Source organism: Pseudomonas resinovorans NBRC 106553, assembly GCF_000412695.1.
Taxonomy (GTDB): Bacteria; Pseudomonadota; Gammaproteobacteria; order Pseudomonadales; family Pseudomonadaceae; genus Metapseudomonas; species Metapseudomonas resinovorans_A.
On the sequence record NC_021499.1, the window covers coordinates 3,625,245 to 3,639,066 of the forward strand.

Below are 13,822 nucleotides of genomic sequence, written 5' to 3' on the forward strand. Positions count from 1 at the left end.
TGCGGGGCGGCGACGCCCCGACTTTTCCAGGCGACCGCCCCATGTCCAGCCCCAGCCTCAGCATCCAAAGCAAGATCACCCTGTTGGCGAGCCTCTGCCTGATCCTGGTGGTGGGCCTGCTGGTGGGGCTGTCGCTCTACCAGACCCGCGCCAGCACCGAACGGGTCAAGGACTCCAGCGCGGGCATGCTGGCCGAGGCGGCGCGCCTCAACCTGCAAGCCCAGGGCAAGGTTCAGGCGCTGCAGATCCAGCGCAGCTTCACCCGCACCCACGAGTACGGCCTGGGCCTGGCGCGGCACCTGCTCTACCTGCGCGAGCGCGCGGCACGCGGCGAGATGAGCGCCGACGCCCTGCGCGGCGAGCTGGCCGGCGAACTGCGCAAGGCGGTGGAGCAACGTCCCGAACTGCTCGGGCTGTTCCTGATTTTCCAGCCCGACGCCCTCGATGGCCGCGATGCCGAGTTCCGTGGTCGCGCTGACCTTGGCAGCAACGATGCCGGACGCTTCGCGCTCTACTGGCTGCAAGCCAAGCCCGGTGAGCTGCAGGCAGTGCCGGGCGACGAGAAGCTGCTCGCCGATACCTCCCCCGGCCCCAGCGGCGCGCCCTTCAACGCCTTCTTCACATGCCCGCGCGACAGCGGGCAGCTGTGCCTGCTGGAGCCTTACTTCGACGAATCCTCGGGCAGCCGCAAGCTGGTCACCAGCATCGCCTTCCCGCTCATGGAGGACGGCAAGGTGGTGGCGGTGATCGGCCTCGACATCGGCCTCGACAGCCTGCAGCAGGATGCCCTGGCCAGCAGCCGGGAACTCTACGAGGGCAGCGGCCGGGTCAGCATCATCAGCCCCTCCGGCGTGGTCGCCGCCCATAGCCAGGATGCCGCGCAGCTGGGCAAGCGCCTGCAAGCGGTGCTGCCGGAGCAGGCTTCCGGCGTCCTCGATTTCCTCGGCCGCAACGAGCCCCACGCCTTCCTCGACAAGGGCCAGATCAGCGTGCTCGAACCCCTCTCCCCGGTCGCCGGAGCCAAGCCCTGGGGCGTGCTGCTGGGTGTGCCGCAACAGGTCCTGCAGGCCCCCGCCGACGCCCTCAAGGTGCAGATGGATGACGAGCGCCTGCGAAGTTCGGCGCTGGAATTCGTCGTCGGCTCGCTGGCCGCCCTGCTCGGCGTGGCGCTGATCTGGCTCGCCGCCCTCGGCGTCACCCGCCCGCTGTTGCGCCTGGCCGCCATGCTGGAAGGCATCGCCGATGGCGAAGGCGACCTGACCCGCCGCCTGACCTATGGGCGTCGCGATGAACTGGGGCGCCTGGCGCTGGCCTTCAACCGCTTCCTCGACAAGCTGCAGCCGGTGATCGCCAAGGTCCAGGGCTCGGTGAGCGATGCCCGCGACACAGCCGACCAGTCGGCGCTGATCGCCCGCCAGACCAGCGAAGGCATGCAGCAGCAGTTCCGCGAGATCGACCAGGTGGCCACCGCCCTGCACGAGATGTCCGCCACGGCCAACGCCTCGGCCCAGAGCGCGGCCCAGGCCGCCGACGCCGCGCGCCATGCCGACCTCGCCAGTCGCGAGGGGCTTGAGGTGATCACCCGCACCACCAGCGCCATCCAGGCCCAGGCCCGGGACATGAGCGAAGCCATGACCCAGCTCCAGGGCCTGGCCCAGAGCAGCGAGCAGATCGGTTCGGTGCTGGAGGTGATCCTCTCCATCGCCGGGCAGACCAACCTGCTGGCGCTCAATGCCGCCATCGAGGCCGCCCGCGCGGGCGATGCCGGGCGCGGCTTCGCCGTGGTGGCGGACGAGGTGCGCAGCCTGGCCCGACGCACCCAGGACTCGGTGGAGGAAATCCGCCAGGTGATCGACGACCTGCAGAACGGCACCCGCGATGTCACCCAGGCCATGCGGGGCAGCCACGGGCTGGCCCAGGACAACGTCAGCCAGGTGCGCCAGGCGGTCGCCGCCCTGGAGCGCATCGGCGAGGCGGTGAACCTGATCACCGACATGAACCTGCAGATCGCCAGCGCCGCCGAGGAGCAGAGCAGCGTCGCCGACGAGATCAATCGCAACGTCGAGGCCATCCGCGACGTCACCGAATCGCTTTCCGGCCAGGCCGAGCAGTCGGCGCAGGTCAGCCGTCAGCTCAATGAACTGGCCAACCATCAGCAGGGGCTGATGCAGCAATTCCGCGCCTGAGGCTCACAAGGCCGCAGCGTGAACCTCGGCAGCCTCGCTGCCACTTCCCGTCGCCACCGACCTGAGGGGCTACCCGCCCCGACTGGTCGGTGGCCCCCCCTGCGACAATTCGCCAGTGTGACCCCTCTGCCGGCAGGCCGCGTCATGAAAGAAAACCACCTTGCCTGCAGAAATCGCCATGCACCCACTCCGCAAAGCCCTGCACAACGAGCTGCATTCGCGCCCGTCGATCTACTTCCGTGACCCGGCCAACGTCTATCACTTCGCCTTTGCCGATGCCGAGGACCTGTGCGACGCCCTGGTGGAGCGCCTCAACCAGACCGCCGACGCACCGCTCGCCACCAACGGTTCCCAGGGGCTGCTGCGCCTGGGCGAAGACACCCTGAAATGGGAACGCCACACGGAGTTCTTCACCCTGACCCTGGTGGTGCCACGCACCCCTGGCGATGAGTGCTGGCCGCCGCTGCCCGCCGCGCTGGAGACGCTGGTGGCCGAGTATCGCCACCTGCTGATCAACGCCGACCAGGTGCTGGTGGAGTCGGAGGCGAACTGGGCCGGCAACACCGCGGCCTACGGTTTCAAGGACCCATCCGGCTCCACCCTGGGCGGTGGCGACGCCATCGCCTGGTCGGACTTCCGCCTGGGCGAGGACGGGGTCAATCGCATCCTCCTGGTCAACCGCCGGCTCAATGCCTATCGGCTGGGCCGGATGATCCGCCGCCTGCTGGAGATCGAGACCTACCGCATGATGGCGTCCCTCACCCTGCCGGTCGCCCAGGCGGTGAGCCTGCAATTGAAGGAGTACGACAAAGAGCTGACCAGCCTGTCGGACCGCAACGCCGAGGGCAAGAGCAGCGCCAAGGCGCTATCGGGGGATATCGCCGCCCTCTCGGCGCGCATCGTGCGCAGCACCGCCCGCACCCGCCAGCGCTTCAGCGCCACCGAGGCCTACGCGCAGATCGTCTTCGAACGCATCAACGAACTGCGCGAATCCCATATCGACGATTGCCAACGCCTGGGGGTGTTCATCGAGCGGCGCTTCCGCCCCACCGTGCGCTACTGCGCGGCCACTGACCAACGCCTGGTTCGCCTCGGCCAGAGTGTGGCCAACCTGGGCGACCTGCTGCAGGCGCGGGTACAGGTGGAGGTGGAAGAACAGAACTCCGAGATCCTGCGCAGCCTGAACGCTCGCGCCGACACCCAGATCAAGATCCAGAAGGCGGTGGAGGGTCTCTCCATCATCGCCATCAGCTACTACCTGCTGAGCCTGTTCAAGCTGTTCTACCAGGGCCTGCACAGCGTGGGCGTGGATATCTCGGCGAAGACCGCGATCCTGGTGCTGGGGCCGGTGGTGGCGCTGATCCTCGGCGCGATCCTGCTGCGGATCAAGAAAGCCAAGGGGCATTGAGCCCGACGCAGGATGTAGCTGCTGGTATCTAGCTACGTAGGATGGGTTGAGCCTGCGATACCCATCGGCCGATGTGATGGGTATCGCTTTGCTCAACCCATCCGATCTCCTACCAGGAAGCCATCCGCGCCAACCCGGTTGCTTGCTGCCGCACAAAATCGCAGTCGGGTGGATGTCGCTTTTCACATCCACCAGCGAGCCCGGGCATGACATCGACGGTGGATCGATGAAGCGTGATCCACCCTACGGCCGCGCCCCTGGAGGAAGCCCTGTGTCAAATCGCAGGCAAAAAAAGACCCGGCAATTTGCCGGGTCAATAACCGTGATTAGCCTGATGAGGAGATAATCTGATGAGTCCGAACTGGGCTTGTCAGCTTATCCAGCTGGCCGCGAGGCCAGTGGTTGTAATAATAATGATTCTCATTTTATGGTCAAGCGCTTTTTTCAAATTAATGTGAATCAGTCCGATTTACCGCTCAACGGCCCTCCCCGCCCTCACGCCAGAACCAACCCGGCCTCGGCCAGGGTCCGGCGATAGGATTCAACCAGCGACTCCAACCGCCCCCAGACCTGCCCCACGCATTCGTCGAGGGCGATATGGCTGCTGGCGCGGCAGCGGTCATCGAGGCCGCAGCCCTGGTAGAAGGCGTTGACCACCTCGACCATGGGCTCGCGCTGGTTCTCCATCAGCACCGCGCCATGGGCCAGCACCACATGCCGGCCGTCCTCGCGGCGGCGGCGCCAGCGCTGGGCGGTGCCCACCAGTTTGCGGTCCTTCAGGGTGACGTTGTAGCGGCCGTCGCAGAAGGCGCCGTCCACCTCGCCCAAGCCCGCGTCCAGGCCCATGTCCGCCAGCCACTCGAGCAGCGGCTGGCACAGCCGCAGGTAGGCCTTCTCGATGCGCGTCAGCTCGCTCTCCCCTGGCGGCAAGGCGTAGGCCAGGGCCACGTTGAGCACCGCCGGCGATTGCGGCACGGGCTCGCCGCCGCTGTCGCGCAATGCCACCGGCCAACCCAGCGCCGCGCACTCGGCTTCGGCCGCGGCGAAACCGTCCAGGCGGCTCAGGCGCTGCGGCATGACCAGCGCCGCAGCGGTCGGGCGCCACAGCAGCAACCCGCATTCCCGCTCGCCCCGCTGCACGCTGTCGAGCAATTGACGCTCCGCATCCAGCCCCTCACCAACCGCGAATCCTGAAACCTGGTGCATCCGTCCTCCGCCACAGTGTCAAATTTACGGCAACTCGGAAGCGCAACGGCCTGACCGCTCCAAGTCATTAAAGTTTTGCAGTTTTCTACCGTTCATGACGCTGCTTCTGCCGCCAGTCCGCCAGAGCCGGTTTTCACCCGGATGGATGATGGCACCCCGCAATCGCCTCCTATAAATTTGTTTCAACCTGTTTCACGAGCGCAGTACAAGCCTCCACCGGAATCCACTACAGAGCCGACAAGGCCGACCGGTACGAGGTGCTCCCGAAGCGGTTAGAGCGATCGAGAATTTCACCGTCCATCAAGCTGTGGAGGACCGCAGCCGTGAAGATCAGTCGCTTGCAATTCAGGGGAAATCCGCTCGTCGCCAGCAAAGCCACAGACGACGCCACCCACACCACCGAACATACCTTGGCCAACGGCAATCGCCGGTCGTTCCTCAAATGGTCCGCCGCCGGTGCCCTGCCCCTGTTCCTCGCGCAGGGTAGCAGCCTGGCCAAGGGCAAGGACGACGATGAGGACAAGGCCGCCGAAGCCGCTTCCACCGTCGCCAGCCCGAAAACCACGCCCTGGAAGGAATTCCTGCCCAACCAGGTGAGCCCGATGAACCCGGTGAGCGCACTGCATGGCCCCGATGGCCTTCAGGTGTTCGCCCCGACCCCGAGCGCCGATGCCGAGCACGGCGAATGCGGGCGCAAGCCGCACCAGCGCTACGACCAGTTGGGCATCGACCCGACCTGGTACGAGATCAACGTGGTGGAGCGCCCCTGGAAGGCCCACCCGGACCTGCCGGAAACCAAGGTCTGGAGCTACCGCTCCGCCGACGCCACGCCGGAGAGCTTCAGCCCGGTGATCTTCGCCCGCTACGGCAAGCCGGTCATCTGCCGCTTCCACTGCAAGCTGCCCAAAGACCACGTCGGCGTCGGCGTCCCCTATATCTCGGTGCACCTGCACAACCTGCATTGCCCTTCGGAAAGTGACGGTTTCCCCGGTGATTTCTTCAGTGCCGAGAAGCAAGGGCTGACCATGGACTTCAAGGGGGAATACAAGGATCACTTCTATCCCAACGTCTATGCCGGCCTGGACGAGATGCAGAACGGCATCGGCGACTACCGCGAAGCCCTGGGCACCCTCTGGTTCCACGATCACACCTGGCAGGCCACGTCGCAGAATGTGGTGCGCGGGATGTTCGGCTTCTACATCCTCTTCGACCACCTGGATTCCGGTGACGAGAAAGACCCGAGCCCGGAGGCCCTGCGCCTGCCCAGCTACCCCTACGACTACATGCTCAGCTTCAACGACATGCGCTTCGATTCGAAGGGCCAGCTGGTGTTCGACCGCTTCAGCCCCGATGGCACCCTGGGCGACAAGATCCTGGTCAACGGCAAGATCGAACCGGTCCTGCGGGTCGCCCGGCGCAAGTACCGGTTGCGCCTGCTCAATGCCGGCCCGTCGCGCTTCTACGAGTTCTACCTGAACGACAGCAAGGGCAAGGCGCAGACCTTCACCTACATCGCCAACGACGGCAACCTGCTGCCCGCGCCCATCCGCAACATGGGCAAGGTGCACCTGGGCGTGGCCGAGCGCGCCGACCTGGTGGTGGATTTCTCCAAGTACCCCATCGGCACCGAGCTGTTCCTCACCAACCGGCTGATCCAGGACACCACCAAGGGCCCGGACAAGGTCGACGGCTCCGGCACCAAGGTGCTCAAGCTGCTGGTGGACCGGGACCCGCCGGAGCAGGACCTGAGCCAGGTGCCCGACTTGCTGCGGCCGTTGCGTCCGCTGTGCGACGAAGAAATCGCCCGGGCCAAGGTGCGCCGCTGGGTGTTCGATCGCAAGGGCGGCGAGTGGGCGGTCAACGGCAAGCCGGAGAACATCCTCGACACCAGCGCCAAGATCGACAAGGGCGAATGCGAGATCTGGGAACTGGTCAACGAGAGCGGTGGCTGGCAACACCCGGTGCATATCCACTTCGAGGAAGGCCGCATCCTCAGCAAGACGGTCAACGGCCTGCCCGTGACCCTTCCGGAACACGAGCGAGGCCGCAAGGACGTCTATGTGCTCGGCAAGAACGAGGCGGTCCGGGTGTTCCTGCGCTTCCGCGATTTCACCGGCAAGTACGTCATGCACTGCCACAACGTGATCCACGAGGACCACGGCATGATGATGCGCTGGGACATCGAGGACGACACCCCGCCGGAACCGCCGACCGGATGCGGTATCAGCTGAGCCATAGCCAATCCTTGATCCCTGATGGAGAGTCCAGATGAATACTCGCAGAAACCTGCTGTTCGGCGCCGGTGTGGCTGCCGCTGGCCTGGCCGCGCTGGGCACCGGCCTGGTCGGGCGCAATTGGGCGGCCGCCGAACCCGAGTACGCCGAGGGCGACAGCTTCGGCGCCCGCTACTTCCCCAACCTCACCCTCTACACGCACCTGGGTAAACGCGTGAAGCTCTATGACGACCTGATGCGCAACAAGGTGGTGGCCTTCAACATGATGTACACCCTGTGCGGCGGGCTCTGCCCCACCATGACCAGCAACCTGCGCGGTACCCAGAAGCTGCTGGGCGACCGCGCCGGGCGTGAGGTCTTCATGTACTCCATCACCCTGCAGCCGGAGCTGGATACGCCGGAAGTGCTGCGCGAATACGCCGAATCCCACCATGTGGGGCCGGGCTGGCTGTTCCTCACCGGCGACCCGGACGACCTCGACAAGCTGCGCCGCAAGCTTGGCTTCTTCGACCCGGACCCGGTGGTGGATGCCGATCGCACCACCCATATCCGCATGGTGCGCATCGGCAACGACAGGTTCGACCAGTGGACCATGGCCTCGGCCCGTTCCCAGCCGGAGCAGTTGGTGGCGGCGATCAACATGGTGGACCGCTCGGTGGACTTCACCTCCTGGAACGGCAAGGACGCGAGCCTGCCGACCTGAGGTGGAGCACCTGCAGGAGCGATTTCAATCGCGATGCAGGACGAAGTCCTGCCTGGGAAGCATCCAGGGCGGCGGCGCCGCCCTTGGCGAATGAATTCGCCCCTACAGGACAGCACCCGCCAAGGGCGCTCAGGCCACCTTGCCCAGGTTCACCGTCAGGGGCCAGCTCACCCGACGGGTTTCAAGGGGTTCGCCCCAGGCCTGCCGGAAGCGCTCGCGCAGCGGGTCGAGGGGGTTGGCACCATGGGCCTCCCGGTAGGTGGCCAGGGCCGACCAGCTTTCCAGGTAGCCCAGCAACCGCGCCAGGTCCCATTGGGCATCCAGGGTGAAGGGCGGCACCTCGATGCGCTCGAACGGGAATGCCAGGGTACGGTAGCCCTGCTCCACATGCCGGCGCTCCTCGGCCCAGTAGCTGCCGAGGATGTCGTGGTAGAGCTGGCTGACCAGTGCATCCAGCTCGGGTGTCAGCTGCGGCAGGTTGTAGGAAATCACCGCCAGCAACCCGCCCGGCAGGCTCACCCGGCGCACCTCGGCGTAGAAGCGTTCCAGGTCGAACCAGTGCAGCGCCTGGGCCACCAGGGTCAAGGAGACGCTGGCGTCGGCCAGGGAGGTACGCTCGGCCGGCTCGCAGCGATAGTCGATGTTCGCCGCAGGCTCGGCCCTGGACAGTTGTTCGGCGCTGACATCGGTACCCACCACCCGCTGGAAATGCCGCGCCAGGTCCCGAGTGGCCTGGCCGGTGCCGCAGCCGCAGTCCCAGGCCAGGGACAAGTCCGGTGCTTGCTGGCCGAGCCAGGCGATCAGCGCCGGATCATAGGTGGGGCGGTTGGCGCTGTAGGCGTCGGCTTGGCGGTTGAAGAGCGCGCTGGTATCAGACATGGCAGGGAATCCGCTTCGGGTCGCAGGATCGGACCAGCATAACGCGATTCCGTTGCCCCTCACCTGGCCTGGGTGCCTTTCCTGGAAAAGGCCTAGGATCGACACCGGAGGCAGACTAGAATCCGCTCCTGCATCCAGCCCGCGCCGCCCTTATGCCCGACTGTCATCTACACGCCCTTCCCTATCAAGAGTCTCCCTGCGAACGCTTTGCCCTGGTGCGTCAGGCACCTGGCGCCGTTCTGCTGGACGCTGGTCGCCCGGTTGCCGAGCGTGGTCGCTATGACCTGTTCAGCGCCTGGCCAACGGCAGCCTTTGCAGCGGCGCCGGGTGAATCAGCCTATGATTTCGCCCAACGCCTGCGCGAGGCCCTGGCCGGCCTTGGCGAGGCAAGCGCACCCGCGGGCACCGAGCTCCCCTTCGTTGGTGGCCTGATCGGCTATCTGGCCTATGACTTCGGCCGGCGAGTCGAACACTTGCCGGTGCAGGCCCACGACGACCTGGGCCTGCCCGATGCGCAACTCGGTCTCTACGCCTGGGCACTGATCAGCGATCACCAGTCGCGCACCAGCCAGTTGGTGTTCCACCCGAGCCTGGACGCGGCGGAACGTGCCCGCCTGATCGCCCTGTTCAGCGAACAGGCACCACCTCCCGGCCCCTTCCGCCTGAAGGCGCCATTCCGCGCTGACTTCGAGGAAGGCCGCTACCGGGAGTCCATCGAGCGGGTGCAGGCCTATATCCGCGCCGGCGACTGTTACCAGGTGAACTTCACCCAGCGCTTCCAGGCCCCCTGCGAGGGCGATCCCTGGACCGCCTACCAAGCCCTGCGCGGCGCCTGCCCAACGCCCTTCGCCGGCTACCAGGCGCTGGACGACGGCGCCATCCTCAGCCTGTCTCCGGAGCGCTTCATCAAGGTCAGCCAGGGCCTGGTGGAAACCCGTCCGATCAAGGGCACCCGGCCACGGGGCGACACGCCGGAGGAAGACCGCGCCCAGGCAGCGGCACTGCTGGCCAGCACCAAGGACCGCGCCGAAAACCTGATGATCGTCGACCTGCTGCGCAACGACCTCGGGCGCAGCTGCGCCATCGGTTCGGTGCGGGTGCCGGAACTCTTCGCCCTGGAGAGCTACCCCAACGTGCACCATCTGGTCAGCGCGATCACCGGCCGCCTCGCCGCAGGCAAGGACGCGCTCGACCTGCTGACCGGCAGCTTCCCCGGCGGCTCCATCACCGGCGCGCCGAAGATCCGCGCCATGCAGATCATCGACGAACTGGAACCCACCCGCCGGGCGATCTACTGCGGCTCGCTGCTGTATCTCGACGTGCGCGGCGAACTCGACAGCTCCATCGCCATCCGCACCGTGCTGGTGAAGGACGGCCAGGCCAGCTGCTGGGGCGGCGGCGGCATAGTCGCCGACTCCGACTGGCAGGAGGAGTACCGCGAGTCCATCACCAAGGTGAAGGTGCTGATGGCGACGCTGGAGGGCATGGGTGACTGACTGCTGGCGCACGACAGCATGGGTATCGCTTCGCTCAACCCATCCTACAAACGCAAATGGCTGCGGCCCGTAGGATGTGGTTGAGCGAAGCGATACCCATCGAATGACCAGGCCCCGCCCATGAAAAAGCCCGCTATCGCGGGCTTTTTCATGGGCGGGAACTCAGAGGCTCAACTGGCGGTTGGACGCCTTGATGAACTCGCGCTTGAGGTCTTCATAGGTGTGCACCGCCGGGAACTGCGGGAACTCGCGGATCACGTTTTCCGGGGCATGGAACAGGATGCCGGCGTGGGCTTCGCTGAGCATGGTGGTGTCGTTGTAGGAGTCGCCGGCGGCAATCACACGGTAGTAGAGGCTCTTGAACGCGAGCACCGACTGGCGCTTGGGGTCCTTCTGGCGCAGCTGGTAGTCCACCACGCGATCGGTCTCGTCGGTGATCAGGCGGTGGCAGAGCAGCGTCGGGAAGCCCAGTTGGCGCATCAGCGGCTGGGAGAACTCGTAGAAGGTGTCGGAGAGGATCACTACCTGGAAGCGCTCGCGCAGCCAGTCGACGAACTCGACGGCGCCTTCCAGCGGCTTCAGGGTGGCGATCACTTCCTGGATGTCGGAAAGCTTCAGGCCATGCTCGTCGAGGATGCGCAGACGCTGCTTCATCAGCACGTCGTAGTCCGGGATGTCCCGGGTGGTCGCCTTGAGCGCTTCGATTCCGGTTTTTTCCGCGAAGGCGATCCAGATTTCCGGAACCAGTACACCCTCAAGGTCGAGACAGGCGATTTCCACGAGTAATTCCCCGCATGGCTATTTTGATTGGAGGCGGCACTCTAGCGGCTCCCCCGGAACCGCGCAACGCGCCGCTTATAGCCAAATAAAGCAGTGGTGCTTCCTGATGGTTATTTAGGGGCATAACTCCCCTTTGCTAAGATGCGCGCCATAGAGCGCGCCCAGCGCCATCCCCTAAAAGGAAGCCTGCCTGATGAGCCAACCCTTCGACGTCGCCGAACTAGCGGCGGCTTACGCCAGCAAGTCCCCCCAGGACATCCTCAAGCTCGCCTTCGAGCATTTCGGCGACGAGCTGTGGATCTCCTTCAGTGGCGCCGAGGACGTAGTGCTGGTGGACATGGCCTGGAAGCTGAACAAGAACGTCAAGGTGTTCAGCCTGGACACCGGCCGCCTGCACCCCGAGACCTACCGCTTCATCGAGCAGGTGCGCGAGCACTACGGCATCAGTATCGAAGTGCTGTCGCCGGACCCGCGCCTGCTGGAACCCCTGGTCAAGGAAAAGGGCCTGTACAGCTTCTACAAGGACGGTCACGGCGAATGCTGCGGCATCCGCAAGATCGAGCCGCTGCGGCGCAAGCTGTCCACGGTCAAGGCCTGGGCCACCGGCCAGCGTCGCGACCAGAGCCCCGGCACCCGCTCCCAGGTGGCGGTGCTGGAAATGGACGGCGCCTTCTCCACGCCGGACAACCCGCTGTACAAGTTCAACCCGCTGGCGCAGATGAGCAGCGAGGAAGTCTGGGCCTATATCCGCATGCTGGAGATTCCTTACAACCCGCTGCATGAGCGCGGTTTCATCAGCATCGGCTGCGAGCCCTGCACCCGCCCGGTGCTGCCGAACCAGCACGAGCGCGAAGGTCGCTGGTGGTGGGAAGAAGCCACGCAGAAGGAATGCGGGCTGCACGCCGGCAACCTGATCAGCAAGGCCTGAACCCATGCGCATCACCCTGGTGAAGAAGGTCCTGGCCGATGGCCAGGACTGCCGCAAGTGCCGGGATGTGATGGAGCGCCTCGAGCGCGGCGACCACCTGGGGCGGATCGACCGCATCCTGGTAGCCGATGAACGCAACCCGGGCAGCGCGGGCTGGATGGTCGCCCAGCACTATGGCGTGGAGTCCGCGCCCTTCTTCGTGGTGCACCACGACGACGGTAGCGAGCAGGTCTACACCGTATTCCTGGCCTTCGTCCGTGATGTACTCGAACCGCTCGGGCGCCCTTCTCCGTAGGGTGCACCCCGCGCACCGGCAAGGCTCCACGCAAAAAAGCCCGGCGATTGCCGGGCTTTTTCATTCGAGGCCTGCCTCAGTAGGTGGGCAGCTCCACGTCGTGGAACAGCTCGTCCAGCTCCGCCTTGTTGTGGCACTGCACGGCCTTGGCCTGGACCTCTCGGGTCAGGTGCGGGGCGAACTTCTCGATGAAGTCGCACATGAAGCCACGCAGGAAGGTGCCACGGCGGAAGCCGATCTTGGTCACGCTGGACTCGAACAGTTCGCCCGCGTCCAGCACCACCAGGTCGCTGTCGAGTTTCGGGTCCACCGCCATCTTGGCCACGATGCCCACGCCCAGGCCCAGGCGCACATAGGTCTTGATGACGTCGGCGTCGGCGGCGGTGAACACCACCTTGGGGCTCAGGCCACGGTGGCTGAAGGCTTCGTCCAGTTTGGAACGGCCGGTGAAGCCGAAGACGTAGGTGACGATGGGATGCTCGGCCAGGGCTTCCAGGGTCAGCTTGGGCAGCTTGGTCAGCGGATGGCCCTGGGGCACGATCACGCAACGGTTCCAGCGGTAGCACGGCATCATCACCAGGTCACCGAAGAGCTCCAGGGCTTCGGTGGCGATGGCGAAGTCGACGGTGCCGTCGGCGGCCATCTCGGCGATCTGCATGGGGGTGCCCTGGTGCATGTGCAGGGCGACATCCGGGTACTGCTTGATGAAGCCACCGATCACCGGCGGCAGCGCGTAGCGCGCCTGGGTGTGCGTGGTGGCGATGGACAGGGTGCCCTTCTTCTCGTTGGAGAATTCCTGGGCGATCTGCTTGATGCTTTCGACCTTGCGCAGGATCTCGCCTGCGGTGGTGATGATGCGCTCGCCGGCCGGGGTAACGCGCGTGAGGTGCTTGCCGCTGCGGGCGAAAACTTCGACGCCCAGTTCGTCCTCCAGCAGGCGGATCTGCTTGCTGATGCCCGGCTGCGAGGTATAGAGACTTTGCGCAGTGGCGGACACGTTCAGGTCGTGGTGCGCCACTTCCCAGATGTAGCGCAGTTGCTGGAGCTTCATAGGCATTCCTCAAAGCGATTACGTCGCAGGATGTCGGCGGCGTTTATAACCATATTAATGGTTTGCTGAATAAAACTAGACGTTTTTTTCCGCTTTGCATAACCCGCGACCAGCGGTAATCAGAACTCGTTGTGCCCGCGATGCTGAAGCATGGGCACCAGGTACACCGGCACTTCGGACAGTTGCACCAGGCGCGCCGCCGTGCGCCCCAGGGGCGTCTCCAGCGGGGTGCCGTGACTGTGGCTCCCCACCACCAGCAGGTCCACCGAGAGTTTCTGCGCTTCTTCGAGGATGACCAGCGGCGGATCGCCCTGCACCACCCGCACCGCGCGGATCATGTCGAGGTCCTGGACCGCCTCGCCCATCTCGTCGCGGAACCCTTCCAGTACCCGCTGCTCGATACTCGACATGACGGTGCCCAGCCCCTTGGCCCGCAGTTCCGTCAGGGTGTCGTCATCCAGGTAGGTTTGCAGCACCGACTCGGCGAACAGCCCGAGGGGCTCCACCGCATGCACTACATAGAGCTGGGCGTTGTAGGCCCGAGCTAGGGACAAGGCGTGTTGCAGAACGTAGGGGGCATAGAGACCGAGGTCCGTGGCATAGAGAATGGAGCGGATCATGAGGCCTCCTGACGCCCTTCATGGCTGGCCTCACCA

Annotated in this window: 12 protein-coding genes; 7 read left to right on the forward strand and 5 right to left on the reverse strand. The window is 65.4% G+C overall.

Annotation, left to right across the window (positions count from 1 at the left end; translation table 11 throughout):
- Positions 1 to 41 precede the first annotated feature (41 nt).
- Together PCA10_RS16245 and PCA10_RS16250 are read left to right on the forward strand one after the other, a co-directional pair.
- Positions 42 to 2,186 carry a methyl-accepting chemotaxis protein gene (locus PCA10_RS16245; protein ID WP_016493158.1) on the forward strand — a complete coding sequence of 715 codons (2,145 nt, stop codon included), beginning with the start codon at positions 42 to 44 and terminating at the stop codon, positions 2,184 to 2,186.
- A gap of 178 nt (positions 2,187 to 2,364) precedes the next feature.
- Positions 2,365 to 3,594 carry a DUF3422 domain-containing protein gene (locus tag PCA10_RS16250; RefSeq protein WP_016493159.1) on the forward strand — a complete coding sequence of 410 codons (1,230 nt, stop codon included), beginning with the start codon at positions 2,365 to 2,367 and terminating at the stop codon, positions 3,592 to 3,594.
- A 495-nt stretch (positions 3,595 to 4,089) separates the two neighbouring features.
- On the opposite strand, the gene PCA10_RS16255 is transcribed toward PCA10_RS16250, so the two are convergent.
- The gene (locus PCA10_RS16255; protein ID WP_016493160.1) at positions 4,090 to 4,800 is read right to left on the reverse strand and encodes a lipoate--protein ligase family protein; all 711 of its coding nucleotides are present in this window, start codon (positions 4,798 to 4,800) and stop codon (positions 4,090 to 4,092) included.
- A 323-nt stretch (positions 4,801 to 5,123) separates the two neighbouring features.
- Between PCA10_RS16255 and PCA10_RS16260 the strand changes: the two genes are divergently transcribed.
- Both PCA10_RS16260 and PCA10_RS16265 read left to right on the forward strand, forming a co-directional pair.
- Positions 5,124 to 7,031, forward strand: a complete 1,908-nt coding sequence (locus PCA10_RS16260; RefSeq protein WP_016493161.1) for a multicopper oxidase family protein — start codon at positions 5,124 to 5,126, stop codon at positions 7,029 to 7,031.
- A 37-nt stretch (positions 7,032 to 7,068) separates the two neighbouring features.
- The gene (locus PCA10_RS16265; protein WP_016493162.1) at positions 7,069 to 7,737 is read left to right on the forward strand and encodes an SCO family protein; all 669 of its coding nucleotides are present in this window, start codon (positions 7,069 to 7,071) and stop codon (positions 7,735 to 7,737) included.
- A gap of 129 nt (positions 7,738 to 7,866) precedes the next feature.
- On the opposite strand, the gene PCA10_RS16270 is transcribed toward PCA10_RS16265, so the two are convergent.
- Complete coding sequence (locus tag PCA10_RS16270; RefSeq protein WP_016493163.1) at positions 7,867 to 8,616, reverse strand: class I SAM-dependent methyltransferase; 750 nt, start codon at positions 8,614 to 8,616, stop codon at positions 7,867 to 7,869.
- Between the two features lie 152 nt (positions 8,617 to 8,768).
- On the opposite strand from PCA10_RS16270, the gene pabB reads away from it, so the two are divergent.
- Positions 8,769 to 10,112 (forward strand): aminodeoxychorismate synthase component I, encoded by a 1,344-nt coding sequence (gene pabB / locus PCA10_RS16275; RefSeq protein WP_016493164.1) that lies wholly within the window; start codon positions 8,769 to 8,771, stop codon positions 10,110 to 10,112.
- Between the two features lie 162 nt (positions 10,113 to 10,274).
- On the opposite strand, the gene thrH is transcribed toward pabB, so the two are convergent.
- On the reverse strand, positions 10,275 to 10,892 hold the full coding sequence (thrH, locus tag PCA10_RS16280; protein WP_016493165.1) for a bifunctional phosphoserine phosphatase/homoserine phosphotransferase ThrH: 618 nt from the start codon (positions 10,890 to 10,892) through the stop codon (positions 10,275 to 10,277).
- Positions 10,893 to 11,085: 193 nt separating this feature from the next.
- On the opposite strand from thrH, the gene PCA10_RS16285 reads away from it, so the two are divergent.
- Together PCA10_RS16285 and PCA10_RS16290 are read left to right on the forward strand one after the other, a co-directional pair.
- The gene (locus PCA10_RS16285) at positions 11,086 to 11,820 is read left to right on the forward strand and encodes a phosphoadenylyl-sulfate reductase (RefSeq protein ID WP_016493166.1); all 735 of its coding nucleotides are present in this window, start codon (positions 11,086 to 11,088) and stop codon (positions 11,818 to 11,820) included.
- A gap of 4 nt (positions 11,821 to 11,824) precedes the next feature.
- On the forward strand, positions 11,825 to 12,115 hold the full coding sequence (locus PCA10_RS16290) for a hypothetical protein (protein ID WP_016493167.1): 291 nt from the start codon (positions 11,825 to 11,827) through the stop codon (positions 12,113 to 12,115).
- Between the two features lie 76 nt (positions 12,116 to 12,191).
- On the opposite strand, the gene cysB is transcribed toward PCA10_RS16290, so the two are convergent.
- Both cysB and PCA10_RS16300 read right to left on the reverse strand, forming a co-directional pair.
- On the reverse strand, positions 12,192 to 13,166 hold the full coding sequence (cysB, locus tag PCA10_RS16295; protein ID WP_016493168.1) for an HTH-type transcriptional regulator CysB: 975 nt from the start codon (positions 13,164 to 13,166) through the stop codon (positions 12,192 to 12,194).
- Between the two features lie 119 nt (positions 13,167 to 13,285).
- The gene (locus PCA10_RS16300; protein ID WP_016493169.1) at positions 13,286 to 13,786 is read right to left on the reverse strand and encodes a universal stress protein; all 501 of its coding nucleotides are present in this window, start codon (positions 13,784 to 13,786) and stop codon (positions 13,286 to 13,288) included.
- Positions 13,787 to 13,822: the final 36 nt, after the last annotated feature.